The 16,111-nt window shown below is 46.6% G+C and carries 19 protein-coding genes and 1 pseudogene; 2 read left to right on the top strand and 18 right to left on the bottom strand.

Annotated features, from left to right (window positions below; all coding sequences use genetic code 11):
• Positions 1 to 4: 4 nt before the first annotated feature.
• From ABIA61_RS02435 to zwf, 6 genes are all read right to left on the bottom strand, one after another.
• On the bottom strand, positions 5 to 451 hold the full coding sequence (locus tag ABIA61_RS02435) for an OsmC family protein (RefSeq protein ID WP_283655730.1): 447 nt from the start codon (positions 449 to 451) through the stop codon (positions 5 to 7).
• Positions 452 to 506: 55 nt separating this feature from the next.
• A complete protein-coding gene (locus ABIA61_RS02430) occupies positions 507 to 1,715 on the bottom strand; it encodes an MFS transporter (protein ID WP_283655729.1) in 1,209 nt (402 codons plus the stop codon).
• A 171-nt stretch (positions 1,716 to 1,886) separates the two neighbouring features.
• Complete coding sequence (locus tag ABIA61_RS02425) at positions 1,887 to 2,156, bottom strand: hypothetical protein (RefSeq protein ID WP_137062855.1); 270 nt, start codon at positions 2,154 to 2,156, stop codon at positions 1,887 to 1,889.
• Complete coding sequence (locus ABIA61_RS02420) at positions 2,135 to 2,809, bottom strand: SOS response-associated peptidase (protein WP_283655728.1); 675 nt, start codon at positions 2,807 to 2,809, stop codon at positions 2,135 to 2,137. Before ABIA61_RS02420 ends, ABIA61_RS02425 begins: the two co-directional genes overlap by 22 nt.
• Before the next feature lie 149 nt (positions 2,810 to 2,958).
• Complete coding sequence (gene gnd, locus ABIA61_RS02415) at positions 2,959 to 3,852, bottom strand: phosphogluconate dehydrogenase (NAD(+)-dependent, decarboxylating) (RefSeq protein WP_192510466.1); 894 nt, start codon at positions 3,850 to 3,852, stop codon at positions 2,959 to 2,961.
• Between the two features lie 57 nt (positions 3,853 to 3,909).
• A complete protein-coding gene (gene zwf / locus ABIA61_RS02410; protein ID WP_283655727.1) occupies positions 3,910 to 5,412 on the bottom strand; it encodes a glucose-6-phosphate dehydrogenase in 1,503 nt (500 codons plus the stop codon).
• A gap of 292 nt (positions 5,413 to 5,704) precedes the next feature.
• Between zwf and ABIA61_RS02405 the strand changes: the two genes are divergently transcribed.
• Together ABIA61_RS02405 and ABIA61_RS02400 are read left to right on the top strand one after the other, a co-directional pair.
• Positions 5,705 to 6,025 (top strand): winged helix-turn-helix transcriptional regulator, encoded by a 321-nt coding sequence (locus ABIA61_RS02405; protein WP_044645595.1) that lies wholly within the window; start codon positions 5,705 to 5,707, stop codon positions 6,023 to 6,025.
• Between the two features lie 142 nt (positions 6,026 to 6,167).
• Positions 6,168 to 6,497 carry a hypothetical protein gene (locus ABIA61_RS02400; protein ID WP_283655726.1) on the top strand — a complete coding sequence of 110 codons (330 nt, stop codon included), beginning with the start codon at positions 6,168 to 6,170 and terminating at the stop codon, positions 6,495 to 6,497.
• A gap of 10 nt (positions 6,498 to 6,507) precedes the next feature.
• Here the strand turns inward: ABIA61_RS02400 and ABIA61_RS02395 are convergent, their stop codons facing one another.
• From ABIA61_RS02395 to ABIA61_RS02340, 12 genes and pseudogenes are all read right to left on the bottom strand, one after another.
• Positions 6,508 to 7,431, bottom strand: a complete 924-nt coding sequence (locus ABIA61_RS02395) for an NAD(P)/FAD-dependent oxidoreductase (RefSeq protein ID WP_283655725.1) — start codon at positions 7,429 to 7,431, stop codon at positions 6,508 to 6,510.
• A gap of 218 nt (positions 7,432 to 7,649) precedes the next feature.
• Positions 7,650 to 8,252: a nitroreductase family protein gene (locus tag ABIA61_RS02390; RefSeq protein WP_283655724.1), complete on the bottom strand. Its 603-nt coding sequence runs from the start codon at positions 8,250 to 8,252 to the stop codon at positions 7,650 to 7,652.
• Between the two features lie 105 nt (positions 8,253 to 8,357).
• A pseudogene (locus ABIA61_RS02385) lies at positions 8,358 to 8,542 on the bottom strand (hypothetical protein); the annotation flags it as partial.
• Between the two features lie 132 nt (positions 8,543 to 8,674).
• The gene (locus ABIA61_RS02380; RefSeq protein ID WP_283655723.1) at positions 8,675 to 9,001 is read right to left on the bottom strand and encodes a (2Fe-2S) ferredoxin domain-containing protein; all 327 of its coding nucleotides are present in this window, start codon (positions 8,999 to 9,001) and stop codon (positions 8,675 to 8,677) included.
• Positions 9,002 to 9,030: 29 nt separating this feature from the next.
• Entirely contained in the window at positions 9,031 to 9,534 is a 504-nt protein-coding gene (locus tag ABIA61_RS02375; protein ID WP_283655722.1) for a metallophosphoesterase family protein, read from the bottom strand.
• A 23-nt stretch (positions 9,535 to 9,557) separates the two neighbouring features.
• Positions 9,558 to 9,992 (bottom strand): Rrf2 family transcriptional regulator, encoded by a 435-nt coding sequence (locus tag ABIA61_RS02370; RefSeq protein ID WP_283655721.1) that lies wholly within the window; start codon positions 9,990 to 9,992, stop codon positions 9,558 to 9,560.
• A 100-nt stretch (positions 9,993 to 10,092) separates the two neighbouring features.
• Positions 10,093 to 10,470 (bottom strand): DivIVA domain-containing protein, encoded by a 378-nt coding sequence (locus ABIA61_RS02365; protein ID WP_044645601.1) that lies wholly within the window; start codon positions 10,468 to 10,470, stop codon positions 10,093 to 10,095.
• 467 nt (positions 10,471 to 10,937) lie between these two features.
• Positions 10,938 to 12,146: a DNA glycosylase AlkZ-like family protein gene (locus tag ABIA61_RS02360; RefSeq protein WP_283657836.1), complete on the bottom strand. Its 1,209-nt coding sequence runs from the start codon at positions 12,144 to 12,146 to the stop codon at positions 10,938 to 10,940.
• 234 nt (positions 12,147 to 12,380) lie between these two features.
• Positions 12,381 to 13,394 (bottom strand): Gfo/Idh/MocA family protein, encoded by a 1,014-nt coding sequence (locus ABIA61_RS02355; protein WP_404580246.1) that lies wholly within the window; start codon positions 13,392 to 13,394, stop codon positions 12,381 to 12,383.
• A gap of 19 nt (positions 13,395 to 13,413) precedes the next feature.
• On the bottom strand, positions 13,414 to 13,776 hold the full coding sequence (locus ABIA61_RS02350) for a replication termination protein (RefSeq protein ID WP_014281229.1): 363 nt from the start codon (positions 13,774 to 13,776) through the stop codon (positions 13,414 to 13,416).
• Positions 13,777 to 14,025: 249 nt separating this feature from the next.
• On the bottom strand, positions 14,026 to 14,664 hold the full coding sequence (locus ABIA61_RS02345) for a CatB-related O-acetyltransferase (RefSeq protein ID WP_283655720.1): 639 nt from the start codon (positions 14,662 to 14,664) through the stop codon (positions 14,026 to 14,028).
• A gap of 168 nt (positions 14,665 to 14,832) precedes the next feature.
• A complete protein-coding gene (locus ABIA61_RS02340; protein WP_404580245.1) occupies positions 14,833 to 16,005 on the bottom strand; it encodes an acyltransferase in 1,173 nt (390 codons plus the stop codon).
• Positions 16,006 to 16,111 lie beyond the last annotated feature (106 nt).

Genomic DNA, 16,111 nt, shown 5'->3' with positions numbered 1-16,111 from the left:
AGCGCTAAGAGGCGCGTTCCACGACGGGCTCTGTAGATAAAGCTACATTTCCCGCTACGGCACGTGAGATCATGCAAGAGCTCTCTGCCTGCTCTGCCAGCCGCACTGCCTGTTCGATCTGCGATTCTGTCGCATCGGCGGCCAAATGAACTCGTGGACGATGGATAATTCGACGATATGTAAAAATATTGTTCGTTACATCGACAATCCCTTCGGATTCCAGCGCCAGTGAAGCCACCGTAAGACCAGCGCGCTCCATCATCGCCGCCAATGTAATCAAATAGCAGGTCGCGGCAGCGCCTAGCAGCATTTCATCCGGATTGGTACCCACACCGGGACCACCCATCTCTGCCGGGATCGAAATCGCTGTCCGCAGCTGTCCGGCCTCAATATACCCAGCGCTGTTGCGCCCCCCGTTCCAGTCTGCCTTGAGCAGAAAGGTATGCTCCATTTCAGGTCACTCCTCTCTCTTATATTATGAATCTTTATAGAGGTGAATGTAAAGGTTAGTCGATCTCCCGATTTTTCGTTTCGGTACCCAGCAACCATACCGCCGCCGCTCCAATCAGGATCGCTACGAAGAAAATGACAAAGATAGATTGTATCGCCATGCCCTGTCCAACCAGCATTCCGACCAGGAACGGTCCAATCACGCCACCGATACGACCAAACGCAGCCGCCATACCCACTCCGGTAGAACGGACGGCTGTTGGGTACAATTCCGGGGTATAGGCATACATGGCTCCCCACGCGCCGAGATTGAAAAAGGACAAGCAGATACCGGCAGCCAGCAGCATTCCTGCCGTTTCCGAGGTACCGAACCAAATAGCAGACACCGCCGTTAGCAGTAAATAGACGATCAGCACGAATTTGCGGCCCAGCTTTTCAATCAGATATGCCGCAGTAAAATATCCTGGCAATTGCGCCAGCGTCATGATCAGGACATACTCAAAGCTTTTAACCAGTTCAAAACCCTTCATAAACATAATGCTTGGCAGCCACAGAAACATTCCGTAATAGGAAAATACAACCGTAAACCATAAAATCCACAGCATGAGCGTGGACTTGCGGTTCGGCCCTGACCAAATGGAAGCCAGTCTTTCACGCAGTGGAAGCTTGACACTCTGCTGCTTGTATCGTGGTGAATCCTCTACCGCTTTGCGTAAATAAAGGGCGTACAGGGCTGGTACTGCGCCGAGAATAAAGGCCATCTGCCAGCCGTACTTTGGAATAACAAAATAGGCAATAAGCGCAGAAAGAATCCATCCCGCGGCCCAGAAGCTTTCCAACAAAACGACCGCTTTTCCCCGTTCCTGAACCGGCACCGATTCCGACACCAGCGTCGAAGCTACAGGCAATTCCCCTCCCAAGCCTACGCCTGCAATAAAGCGCAGCACCAACAGTACACCGAGCCCGGTCGCCAAAGCTGACAAGCCGCTTGCAATAGAAAAGATCAACAGCGTCCACACTAATATCGCACGCCTGCCGTAGCGATCAGCCAAAATCCCCGCTAAAGCGGCCCCAAACACCATCCCTATCGAATTCATCGCAGTCAACAGACCAATCTGCTCTGATCCCAAATGCCACTCCTTAGCCAGCGCTGCGGCTATGAACGAAAGCAGCCCAACGTCCATGGCATCAAACAGCCAACTGAGTCCTGCGCTAAACAGCAGCTTTCGCTTTTTGGATGGTGGTAATGAAGTCAATTCACTCATGATTCGCTCTCCCTTAAAAATGCATTATATATAGCCGTATATTCAGGTGTCTTGTCACCTGTAGCTTAGCATCTATTGTACCGCAAGCTCCCTCCATCTGCGAGCATTTTAAAGTAATAACATCTCTTGTTGCTACTGTTGAAAGGAAAACGAAAAAAAGCGGAAGATTGCCTAGGGCAATTCTCCCGCCTTCTGGAACCTGCCACTTACCGGTTTTGGACCAGACCGATGATCGTCACCATGAGCACCAGCAGTTGGATGAGTGTATCGTTGCTCATTCCAATCGCCTCCATCCCATATGAGATACTCCTTCGGCCGTTTCCCCTCTCCCCGGATCATGACACTTGTTCCCCAATACATACCTATGCAGGCGGCGGGAAGCTTATGATCTGTAGTGAATGAAAATTCTCCATATTCATTTAAGGCTTGATCCAGGACCATTGCAAATCCATTTCCTGAATGCATTCGCGGTTATCGTGTTCATCATTGGCGACCAGCGGGGTCACCGGATAGATGCTCATATCGCCCTGTTCATACGTGCACAGCAACGGTAGCAACTCATCTATGTTCTTAATGGACGGGTCCAGCCATGAATCCATATTCGAGGGTTCCAAAATGGCGGGCATACGTCCGTCAAATTCACGAATATCCGCATTGGCCTGCACCGTCATCATCGTACAGGTACGTAGCGGCTCCTTACGGCTATCCTGCCATACCTCATACAATCCCGCGACCGCAAACATTTTCTGTCCTGGCAACACCACCCGCACCGCACACATACGTTTACCAAGCTTTCGCCAATAATAAAAGCCGTTGCAAGGAATGACACAACGTCGGGTTTCGGCCATTTTGCGGTAACTCGGATTCACTCGTACCGTATTCAAATCGGCGTTGACACAATCCTTGCCCCAGTAGGGGATAAATCCCCAGCGAAATTCATCTAGCACCCGTTCCCCCTCCTGATGCAGCACGATGGGAACATGCTGGGTAGGGCTCATATTGTAACGTGTTTTATAATAATACATCACCCGTTGTATGCCAAAATGATCCCTTACCTCGTCCAAATCAGCCGATAACGAAAACCTTTTGCACATATGCTATTCATCCTTCCGCCTTCTTTTTCATCTATTGTGCGGTTATACAAGGAAAAATATGCATATAGCAAAAAAGCGCACGGCAAGAACATATAGCAATATCCCCGCAGTTTTGAAGCTACGGGGATCGATGCTAAGCTATATCGTTACTATTTCTTTTCTACTGCATGACCGCCAAATTCATTGCGCAGCGCGGCAACGACTTTCCCGTTGAACGTATCTGCATCCAGAGAACGGTAACGCATCAGCAGGGACAACGCAATAACCGGAGTAGCCGCCTGAATGTCCAATGCCTCCTCAACCGTCCATTTGCCTTCGCCGGAAGAGTGCATAACCCCGCGAATTTCATCCAGATTTGCATCCTTGGAAAATGCACGTTCGGTCAAGCCCATCAACCAGGAGCGAATAACGGAACCGTTGTTCCAAACGCGTGCCACTTGCTCATAATCGAAGTCAAAGCTGCTTTTCTCCAGCACTTCAAAGCCTTCACCAATGGAGGCCATCATACCATATTCCACACCGTTGTGAACCATTTTGAGAAAATGTCCGCTACCGGATTTACCTGCATACAGATAACCATTTTCAACTGCTGTATCGCGGAAAATAGGCTCAACAAACGCCCATGCTTCCGGGTCGCCGCCAATCATGTAACAAGCGCCACTACGTGCACCTTCCATACCACCGGAGGTTCCGGCATCCATGAAGCTGATACCGTATTCCTTCAGACGGGCATGACGAGCAATCGACTCTTTGTAATGAGAGTTACCGCCTTCAATAATAATGTCCCCTTTGGACAAAATCGGTTGAAGCTGATCCAGCACGGAATCAACAATTTGATGGGGAACCATAATCCACAGTACTCTTGGGGATTGGGTCGCCTGCACAAGCTCTTCCAGTGTGGAAGCACCTGTAGCACCGTAATCCTTCATTTCTTGAATCGCTGCGGCATTGACGTCGTAAGCGACAACTTCATGCTTGTGATCGATCAAGTTTTTTCCGAGATTCAAGCCCATTTTTCCCAAACCGATTAATCCAACTTGCATTGTAAAGGCCTCCTGCCGTAGCAAAAATATATTCTCAATGTAGTGATGTGTACATGTTTACGAACGAACAACCGCTTTTTCAGAACGTTCTGACTTTTGATCCAGCCACCATGTAAAGCCCTGTTCCTCCAACAATTGGTCAGAAGCCTCTGGACCGTAGGAGCCTGCCGCATACGTATGAAGCGGAACTTCGCCGCGAGCAAAAGCTTCCAGCACTGGCTGTACCCACATCCATGAAAGCTCAACTTCATTCCAGTGAGCGAAATAGGTGGAGTCGCCGCGCAGCGCATCAAAGATGAGGCGCTCATAAGCTTCCGGTACATCCTTGGCCTCTGATGTGTAATTCATCAGCACCGTCTCCAGTTGACCATTATTCAGTGGGTCCTTACTGTTCAGACGCAGTGTTACCTTTTCATCCGGATTCACATGAATCGTAAGCAAGTTCGGCTCGGAAGGCTGTCCTTGAGCCGCATACGGGTCTGTGCTATCCTTTTTAAATTCCACGACGATACGTGTAGATTTTTCCTTCATGCGTTTGCCTGTGCGAATATAGAACGGCACACCTGACCATTGCTCATTGTCAATCCACAGACGAGCTGAAATGAAAGTATCATTTTGTGAGTCCGGTCCAATGTCCGGCTCTTCTTTATAGGAAGGAACTGTTTTTCCGTTAATCTCACCGTTCGTGTATTGGCCTCTCACCACGCTGGAAGCAATATCGGAAGGATCGAGCGCACGCAACGCCTCCATAACCTTGCTTTTTTCGTCACGCACCTGATCTGCCGTTACATGTCCCGGCTTATTCATAGCCGCCATCATCAGCACTTGCAGCATGTGATTCTGCACCATGTCCCGAATAGCTCCGGAGTGATCATAATATCCTGCGCGTTCCTCGACGCCTACAGTTTCGGAAGCGGTAATTTGCACATTGGCAATGTATTGATTGTTCCACACACCCTGAAGCAAGGGATTAGCAAATTTCAAGGCTTCCAGGTTTTGCACCATCGGCTTACCGAGGTAATGGTCAATACGATAAATTTCATCCTCAGCAAACGTTCTGCTTAAGCGATCATTCAGCTCACGTGCAGATTCCAGATCATGTCCGAATGGTTTTTCGATAATAAGCCGTTTCCAGCCCTTCGTTTCAGCCAAACCGCTTTCCCGGATGTTGAGGGCAATCACATCAAAAAATTCCGGTGCCACCGATAAGTAAAACATGCGGTTCCCCGGAATTCCCAAGTCATTTTCACGTTGCTCAGCAAGCTGTAACAGCTTTTTATAATCTTCCGGGTGATTGACGTTCAATGCACTGTAGCGGAAAGCGCTCAGGAACTGATCCATCTGTGCACGGTCATTATTCACGTATCTGGAAAAATCCTTAATGGATTGTTCTACGTTACTTTGAAACTGTTCGTCAGCCACTTCACGACGCCCCATACCAATTACAGAAAAGGAAGCCGGAATTTTACCTTCTACAAACAAATTATACAAGGCAGGGTAGATTTTACGTTTAGCCAAATCCCCTGTCGCTCCAAATAAGACAAAAGTCATTGAATCCATAAATTATTCCTTCTTCCCATTATAAAAGATGAGGTTATTAAAAGTTACCTGAGGAATTAACGTAACCTATAATACACCCAAAATAAGGGGCAAGTCAATCAAATTTTAGCGAAATCGTGAACATTCGATATTTCCTGTAATGATAACGTTTTCTGTGGTATGATTGACGCAAGGAATGAGGAAAAACTGTTAAAAATGTCACAGTTGACACAAACCAAGATAGTTACTATTGGTATACAGAGTTACTTTTAGTATACTGTTTAAAACAACCAATGAAATTGAGGGGATTCAGATGAGCGACGACAGGCAGCCTAAGCTTTTGTGCGGCAAGGTGGAACAGTCCTTTCAGATCATCAGCAAAAAATGGACCGCTCTCATCATCCATACTTTGATGGAACATCCCAAACGATTCAGTGAGATTCATGTTTCCATACCTGATCTTAGCAAACGTATGCTGAATGAACGTATTAAGGAGTTGGAGCATAGCGGCCTGATCCTTCGCAATGTCATTACAGAGCGGCCCGTGCGTACCGAGTATTCGCTGACACGCAAGGGTAAGGAGCTCGGTGATGCATTGAATGGCGTAGAGAGCTGGGCCGAAAGATGGCTCTAACCGCTAACAGGAGATCGTCATACACGGTCTTCTGTTATTGTGTTACCCTTTAGGAATCGTAATACAGGCTATAATGTGAAAATAATGGTACGCCTACCCGGCAGCTCATGATTTCGGAGCGAACCAAGAAAGGATGAGACCGATGGCATTTGGCATTACCCGGCAGGAGCTTTCAGCTTGGAAAAGAGAGGTCAGTCGTGGTGAAATTGCTTTTCTGACGCATTACTGGCTGGATGACCGCTTTCCAGGTATTACAACCGTAACCAAGGTGGGGTGTTCCAATTTGGACAAGTTGCGTTTATGGTGCAGCAATAATGGATTGGATCCCCAATATATTCACCAGCGTCAGCCCTATCCCCATTTTGACCTGATCGGCAACAAACAAACGGAAATTTTGCGCAAGTATGGCATGAACGAGCAATTGGAGCGCTTCGGCCTTCATCTTCACACAGGTATATGTCCACCATTTTAAACCGCAGTTCCTAGAGCTGCGGTACTTTTGTTTTCATACCAGATAATACTTTGTGTATCCAGATCGCTGACATCGCTCCTTCTCCCATCGCGACAGTCGCTTGCTCGGCATGGGCCCCCAAATCTCCGGCTACCCATACATTCTCTACATTGGTCATTTTGCTGCGGGGGTGAGTCTCAATATGCTTGTTATCCAGCAAGTGCACGCCCAACTGCTCGGCCAGCTCTGAATGGACTTGGTTGCCTCCAAAGGCCAAAAAGCCCCGCTCCGCCCGAACAACCTCTCCATTAGCCAGCCGAACTCCTTCAAAATGTCCCGGTTCCCCGATCATGATCCTGGAAATGGCTTCCTCCTTGTATCCTATTCCTTTCTCGCGCAGCTTCATCATCAGCTCGTCCGGCACCTCTGAACGCTCATGGTTTACATAAACCAGGTGGTCGGTACGCGCCGATAAAATCAGAGCCATGGAAGCTCCGGCTTTTCCCGCCCCCATCACGACCGTACTGCGATCCTGAACCTCGTATCCGTCACAGTCCGGGCAGACATACACGCTATTGCCCAAGCAGGCCAGAAGCCCCTCCAGCTTTGGAAAGCGATCGGTCAGCCCCGTTGCCAGCAGCAGCGTCTTTGAGGAATACACCGTTCCCTCTTCCACTTGAATGGCAAAAAGCTCATCTCTCTTGGCAGCTTTCACCGCCTTACCTTCAACAAATTCAGTGCCTAGCTTCGTGGCCTTATTACGTCCAAGCCGTCGCAGCTCCTCACCTGAAATCCCATCAGGAAAGCCCAAAATATTATGATACTGATGGCACAACGTGGAACGACCATAGCCCGAATCTATCACCAGAACCCGATGGCTGCTATATCTTCCCAATTGAATGGCTGCTTGCAGCCCGGCAATCCCTCCGCCAACAATAATGCAATCGTATGGCATATATTTTTCCTCCCTCATCAATAACACCTATGTAACCCTCTCATACAAATTTAAACGTAGCATCACCCGCTTCCGCCTGAATTAACCCCTGAATCATCCCGTTCACAAAAAAGTACATATCCAGAAGCTCACTCCTTAAAAATGGAATGTCAAAAAGCACTGTGGGTATCCACAGTGCTTTGATCAGGCGAGCATGAATCGTCGTTGCATTGTCTGGCTTATTTAAACGTTTTTACGCGTTCTTCAACAGGTTGGAATTCTTTTTCACCTGGTTGGAATGTCGGTTTACCGAATGGCAATTCAGCAATCAGTTTCCAATGCTCAGGAATGTTCCATTCATTTTTCACTTTTTCGTCGATCAAAGGATTGTAATGCTGAAGGGATGCGCCCAGTCCTTCTTGCTCCAGAGCTGTCCATACCACCAATTGCAGCATACCGCTGGATTGGTTAGACCAGATTGGGAAGTTGTCCGCATAAGCTTCAAATTGTTGTTGCAAACCAGCCACTACATTGTTGTCTTCAAAGAACAATACAGTGCCATAGCCGCTACGGAAGCCGTTCATTTTCTCAGCAGTAGATTTAAATTGCTCTTCATTGCCTACAACTTCGCGCAAAATATTTTCTGTAATATTCCACAATTTGTCGTGATGCTCTCCGAGCAGTACAACTGCACGTGAAGTTTGGGAGTTGAAAGAGGTAGGTGTATATTTAACAGCTTCCTCTACAATCTCTTGAATCCGTTGGTCGGAAATTACTTGTTCTTTGCTAATACCGTAATAGGAGCGTCTTTCTTTCAGAGCTGCGAAGAAATCTTTAGCCATTTTTGTTACCTCCTGAGAAAAATTAATTACTTTTCGTAACTAAATATATATTGTATTTGTCTTAAAGTCAAGAGATTTCTTTTTAAATATTACCAGTTCCTTGATTCATGATGGGCCAGCATTGTATTTTTTCTCACTGGAAGAGGTATGCTTGGTGACATCCTTATCTTTTTCCTCCTGACGTTCCATCTTAAATCCTCTACGGGAATGGCCTCTACCGTCTGTTCACTTTCAAATCGGTCGAACAAGCTCTCCTGCTCCTTCGGATACTGCTCAGGGTGATCCCGATTTTCGCTTCCCTCCCTATCGGATTGGTGTCCACAGTATACTTTTACCTTTCAGGTCAGGGATTAAACGCAAAAAAAGAAAATCTCCGCAAAGATTTTCTCTACTCACGTTCTTGTTTATAGTTTATTGTTGAATTATTGTGAACTGGATTCCCCTGTACACTCATGAAAAAGATGTGGTTTCAGCTTCTCTCCTGCAACAAGCTTCTGCACCAGTTCTGTGCCCGCAGCAGGCGTCATCTGACCATACCAGTCCCCTTGAGGGTATACGATAACAACCGCAGCATCGTGACAACGGCCATTACAACGAGTTCTGGTCGTATGAATATAAGCTTCTGCGTTTTGTTCACGGATTTCATCCCGAATTGCTTGTGTAACTTCTTCACCTTCATGCCGCATACACGTGCCTCCATTACAGATCAACACATGATGCTTCATCGGTTCCAATTCAAAAATAGCCATAGCTTCCCCTTTAATCAACGGTTGTTGGTTTATTCATGCTTATCTGGATAAAGTACAAGCTGTGCTTCCATCTGCCCGGCTTCAATCGTCAGCACGATAAATGAATATTCGTCCTCGCCGCGCTTGTCTGTCGGAGATCCGGGATTGAGGACAAGCAGGCCGTCCAACTTTTTGACAACCGGAATATGCGAATGTCCGTAAATCAGGCAATCCAGTGTTTCTCCCTTAAACGTATTCAACGCGATATTCTCTGTCGAGCCGCGCCAGCCGTGACCGTGAACCATACCGATCCGTTTACCCTCGACTTCAACGATTCTTTGATAGCCCAGACGCTCTACGATGTCTACTCCATCATTGTTTCCGGCAATCCCTTGCACAGGTGCAAATTCGGACAGCCTTTCAAATACGAACCAGTCCGTCCAGTCTCCGGCATGGAGAATGAGGTCGCTGCCTTTGAGCTCCTGTACAAGCCGACCAGGAAGCGCTTTGCCTCGGTGCGGCATATGAGTATCTGAAAGTACGATGATTTTCATTGCAATTCTCCTTACCGGCGTCTTTACACGGATGAACTCTGCTGCCCAACCCGCTGCTGAAGCGCCTGCTCCAGATCCCGCAGCGTTACTGTCTCGAAAAACGCTTGTATTTTCTGCTCTGCCAAGGTATATAATCCGTCCAGCAAAGCGTCGATGTTCTTGCCTACCTCGCAATTATGATTGCTGTCACCATGGATAGCGAACAGCGGGCCGTCGTCTTTGGTCGCTTCATATATCATTTTAAGATTAATATTGGAACTGGACATGCTCAGACGAAAGCCGCGTGCTCCTGGTGAGGAATCAACCAGACCGGCTTGCTTGAGTCGGCTCATGATTCTTCTCACAACCACCGGATTCGTATTGATACTGGAAGCGACAAGTGTCGAAGTCATCCGCTCCGGCGCTCCTTCAGCCAGAAGAAGCAGACAATGGATACTAACGGAAAAATGGGTACTCATGTTAACCACCTTTATATGTGTGCCTCATTAAATGTTTGTGTACACATGCATAGTCCCATCATACCACAATGAGAGGCACCGACACAGCGCTTACTGCGCCTTACTCCGGAAAATAGTCATTTTCAGGGCGTACTCGCACCTTTAGCTGGCGGACGCTATACTCCAGTTGCTTAACGATGTCCTCCAGTTGGCGTCGGTCAAGTGCGTTATAATCGGCGGCAGGCTTGGGTGCGTTTTTCAAATCACGTATGGTTGCCTGCTGCTCCTGCCACTTGTCCATCAGATCGGCTATGTTCGCATAGAAGCGTTCATAATCCTTTATCACTTCATCCAGAAAGGCGTCCACCTCATCAGGATCATAGCCACGCATTTTATTTTTAAACTGTTTTTCATGAATGGAGAGCGCGTCCAGCTGAATCCCCAGTTGCTTAAACAACTGCTTTTGCTTTTCCAGACGACGCTTCATATGTTCATCCATCGGTTATTCCCTCCTTAACACACTATTCTTTTTATATCACATTCTAGGCTGGGAATAAAAGTCTCTGCTGATTGCCCAGTCCTGTGAGCGGGTATAGAAAAGTATAAAGAAGCGATTAATGCGCCACTAAATCCAACCTTCAGCCTATACTTAGAACACCTCAAGTGAATTTGATATTATTCTTCCATTCTCAATTCACTGTGTCATTATCTAGTTTTTACAAAGTCCCTAGACCAAAACATGAGCGATGCAGAGTACTCGATAGAAGGTGGAATCAACTATAGAGCACTCCCTTTCAAGCATTTCCTCGAATAATGTCGCCCAACAGAAACGCCCGCACCCGCTCAGAGGGTACGGCAATGATAAGATTTTCTTAACATTACTCCAACGTGTCTCTAGTCCTGCACCAAAGAGAGCTTTAAGACATTGCTTTCTGTACGGAAGAACTGGTAGGGCATATAACCCAGTTATTGGATAATCTTGAGGCTGGAATCCTGGGATAACCCGTCCGCCTTTAAATAAGAACAGAACGCCTGCAAGGCTTCTCTTACCGATTCTACCACCGCGTCCGTTACCTCATACCCTTCCTCCCACCACCAATTCTTGATCCGCAGTGGCTCGGTCCCCCGATGCATATCCGGTTCAAATCGGGCGACAAGTTGATTTCCATAAAGAACAGGAAGAACATAGTACCCGTATTTTCGCATGGAGACTGGCCTGTATACTTCCCAGCTATATTCGAAATGAAAGAGATCTTTGATTAATTTCCGATCCCATAACAGATTGTCGAGCGGAGCAAGGAAATGGACCGTCTTGTTAAAATCCGATTTCATATGGTTGTAAAATGTAACATCCTCAGTTTTCATATAAAAAGTTTCCTTTATACCTGCCACCTTGACCTTGCTCAGTTCACCCTCTTCAAACAATTCGTGTAAAATTTTAGTTCTCAAAGGCTTATCCGAGACGAAATGGCCCAGCCAGCCTCCTCCGTTCCGATCCCAATAGGCTCCAATACCTCCAATCCTTCTCTTGAAATACCATTTATAAAAATCATGATCATTCTCGAACGGATCTATTTGGTCCAGAATTTCTTTGGGCAAAAGCTTCTCGGTTAAATCGTATATTTTCTGGGTGTTTTTTTTCTCTTTAACCGATAAAGTTCCTGCGTTCCACATGTAATCCATCGCTGCGCTGGACAGTTTGCCATGCCCCCATCGTCCATTCTTCGCATTTCCTAAATCCAACTTCAGAGGTGAGGCGGGACCGTGACTCTCTATAAACATTTTGACCTCGTCCACATATTGAATAGCTTCCAGCGACTGTCGATATGCCAATATTCCTTCCATCTCTCTCACCTTACTAGCCCTGAGTCTTTGGAAAAATGGCCAGTCTTCTACCGAATAGATCGACATCATTTTATCCCAGCCATCAATCAATTTTTGTTTGCCGTACAACAGATGTTCCAGTATCACAGGATCGTAATTGCTAAATCGGGATTGCAGCATAAGATCCGGATTACGGCCGACCATGTTAAGAGGATCATATTGGATACACCCTACTTTTTTGATAAAATCGACAATAACCACTTCGTCCGCCAGGGGCTTCAGTGACGTCAATCCTTGATAGGCGAGCAGATACGCTCGCATCTCTTCCTGGGATACTTGAATCTCCTCCATGACCTTTCCTTCCTTCTCTTCTTGTCTCTCATACTGATCGAGTCGCGACGGCGGTCCTAGAATACAGTACGTCCAATTAGCCTGCCACAGCCGCCAAATGTTATGTCAAAGATTACGTTTAACATATGTAATTTGTTTAATAATTTACACTTACCTGTAGCGTATGTATTCGTTCATCTAAAAAAGCAGCTTGTCCCTGTGACAGGCTGCTTTTTTACGCTTTCTGAGGACTGTTTATCCGGTATATCCGATCTCTACCCGTTTCCGGCTGCGGGACGACTCGATACAAGCGTCGATCACCTTCATATTGCTTACCGCGTCTTCGGGTTCATACGGCAACGGAACACCGTCAAGCACCGCTTTGGCAAAAGCATCCGCTTGTAGCTCAAAGGAATTGTAACCTTTAAGTCTTTCCTCGCGTGTAACCGAACCGACATGGACGAAAATTTGCGGGACGACAGATGATCTTTCCCAGCCGAACATTTTAGGCATCGCAATCGTCCCTTTGCTACCCAGAACCTCCATATTGGAACGGTTTGCTGCCCACATGCCACAATCGAAGGTAAGGTTCACCCCGCCCGGAAATTGCAGCAGGCCGGATGCCATCATATCCACATTGTCATGCTCTGGTGAAAATAAAGCATGTACTGTCACCGCCTCCGGCTCCCGATCCAAATACATACGGGCCGCCGAAATCGGATATACGCCTGCATCGTACAACGATCCACCGCCCATGCTTTTATTGAAGCGTACATTATCTGCCTGATCGGCATTGTTAAACGTAAATGTGCAATGCATGCCGCGAATGTCGCCAATTTCCCCGCTATTGATAATTTCCTTAATTCTTCGATGCTTCGGATGATAGCGATACATAAAAGCTTCTGCAAAAATGACTCCTGCACTTTTACAGGCTTCAATCATGCGGCTTGTCCCGGCTGAGCTAAGAGAGGATGGTTTTTCGCACAAAACGTGCTTCCCCGCTTCCGCGGCCCGGATCGTCCACTCTTCATGCAGATGGTTCGGCAACGGGATGTACACCGCCCCGATTTCAGGATCAACCAACAATTCCTCGTAGCTTCCATAGCTTTTCGGAATATCGAACTCCTGGGCGGCCTCAGCGGCTTTATCCGCATTGCGACTAGCAATCCCAAGTACTTCTCCGCGTTCGGATTGCTGAATTGCCGGAATTACAGCAATTTTGGCAATCTCCGCAGTGCCTAAAATTCCCCATTTCAGCTTTCTACCCATCATTCTCATCCTTTCGTGGTCAGGAATAGTTGTCTTGTTCCGCTTTGTGCAGCATACCTAAGCAACGGTCCAAATCGGTTTTGACCTGCTTCTTGTACAGTCGCGCTTTCTCCTCCCCATCATCTGTAAAATGATAAAGTACAATTTCCTGAAAATCTACGCGGGGATCTGTTCCTTTTAACCGTTTGGTACGGTAAAAAACGCCCTCCTGCACCAGCTCGTGCAGCGCCCGATAGACCTCACTCTGAGGCGGAACATATCCAAAGCCACTAAACTCATCCTTCATCGATTCGAGCATCTGATATCCATAACCGCGATGCTTCTCCACCATTGTGATCAGATAAATTTTGATAAAAGCCCGCTGGGATATCATAAACGCCATTTCACGGCCTCCTCTTCACACCATTCTCTTATATCTTACCTTCCATTATAAACCACTCAGCGCCTATACACTAATGATAGGGGGATTTTCAAGCTCTTCCTTGTGACCTGTTTGAAGTTGGCGGGAGATATAAAATGAAGCGTTGTGAGATAGTCGGCGAAGTGGCGGTCTGTGATTCTGTCTTTTTCTATTATGAATTTTTCATATATTGAAATAATATAATAAAGACTAAAAAAATAGAGTTACAGATTATGAAGACTTACTTAATTTCTTTAAGGCATCCGTATCGTTACTTGTCAAAACAGGAATACATTCTGTTATTTTTTGGATATCCCAGTTCCACCATTCTAGTGTATTGAGTAGTTCAATCGTTTCCTCGTCAAACCGATAACGAATTAATTTTGCCGGATTTCCACCTACAATAGAATAAGGCAAGACATCTTTAGTCACCACGGCATTGGATGCGATGATCGCTCCATTTCCTATATGGACTCCAGGCATAATGGTAGCATTGTAGCCTATCCAAACATCGTTCCCAACCACGGTATCCCCTTTGAAACCTCCACTTAAATTGGGTAAACCAACTGCCCACTCTCCACCAAACGCTCCAAAAGGAAAAGTGGTAAATGCATTTGTATTGTGATTTGCACCATTCATAATAAATTTGGCCCGGGTTGCAATTGCGCAAAACTTACCGATTTTTAATTTATCCCCTATAAAATCAAAATGGTAAAGGACGTTTTTTTCAAAATCCAGAGGATTATGTTGGTCGTCATAATAGGTATAATCCCCGATTTCGATATGTGGATTAACCACTACATTTTTCAAAAAACACAGACTTCTAATATTTTTCATCGGGAAAACGCTTCCTGGATCTGGACCACTCATGTAGCAACACCCCTATAATGTTATAGATTCACCTTAAATGAAAAGGCATGTCCAAGTCTAACAGTATGCATACCATTAAACAAATGGAGAAAATAAAAGATATCCCTCGGCCTTGTTACATGGGCTTCGGGATACCTTTTGTGAAAATATGTGATTGGGTTTACCAAATCAGGCTTGCTTATGCAAGGCTGACGGACCTCCAGCCGGGCGTGGACGAATCCGAAGCCCCACAATCCATTTTCCCAGAGACAGACGTGCCAACAGCCACGTGCCTGCAACGGAAAAGACCATACAAAGGACGAACGAAGCCAGCGTGCGAAGAATCAGGCTCCAGTCTGCAAACAACGCCTCGTCAAAAGAGTACGTGACACGCAGCATAAAGGCGTGCATCAGATACGCTCCATAGGACAACTTCCCGATGGCAGTCAGCAACCCCGCCACACGCCCGCCCTTATGAGCGATCCACGTCGCCACACGGTAAGCAACAAAAATAGACGTGACACAATATACAGCCATGACCGGACGCAGCAGAGACAAGTAGTTAAAGGAAAGAACCGTGCCTCTCGGCGTCTGAAACAGACCGATCATCTCATACAGCAAGTAGCCTGTAATTACAATAAACAACGGCCAGTATATGATTTGAGCCTTGGTTACCCAAGCATTCCAGCGCCGGACATTCATCCCGGCTGCCGCGCCTAGCACAAAATAAAAGAAAAAGTAAATCACATTACGGTCAGCATAGATGGTGAACCAGGAAGTAACCACCGGAAGCTGGAGCCCATCCATCAACCGGTACATCGGACCCACCGCAAACATGAGCATGATGTACAGCACGCCGACTCCAGCCAATGCAGCGGGTCGCCATGTTGACGGCAATACCGCTGACAAACGGCGGACGGCATAACGAAACACTGGAAATAGCACATAACACTGGATAATCATCACGATATACCACAGATGATAGCTGCTTTTCCCATTCAAAAGCTTCTGGAAAAAATCTAGCGGGTGAAGCTGCCCTCCACTTTGGACAAGCTGATTTCCCAATTCGTATAAAAGAGACCATATGATATAAGGCACGATGATGTCCATGAACCTTTTACGTAAAAACGTTCCGTACTTTAAAGCTCCATCATAATTGTAAAATAACACCATCCCGGTGATAAACACAAACACGGGAACCGCAAATTTGGAACACAGCAGTAAAAGTGTCATCAAAACTCCGTCCTGGATGCGCGCCCCCTGTGCAACCGCATAATGTGCGACAGAATGCTGAAGAACAACGGCGGCAAAGGCCAGCCCTCTTAGCAAAGCGACTTCGGAAATTCTCTCTTTTTGACTCATGTCACTCTCCTGTTACATCTAGCAATATATAAGTCTATTATAACGACAATTCTGTAAAAATACATAGAAGGATAAACGTGCCAATGCAAGCAAGCTTCACTTATCT

This window comes from Paenibacillus sp. RC21 (genome assembly GCF_044907935.1).
Taxonomy (GTDB): domain Bacteria; phylum Bacillota; class Bacilli; order Paenibacillales; family Paenibacillaceae; genus Paenibacillus; species Paenibacillus terrae_A.
This window is presented reverse-complemented; position numbering and strand designations above follow the sequence as displayed.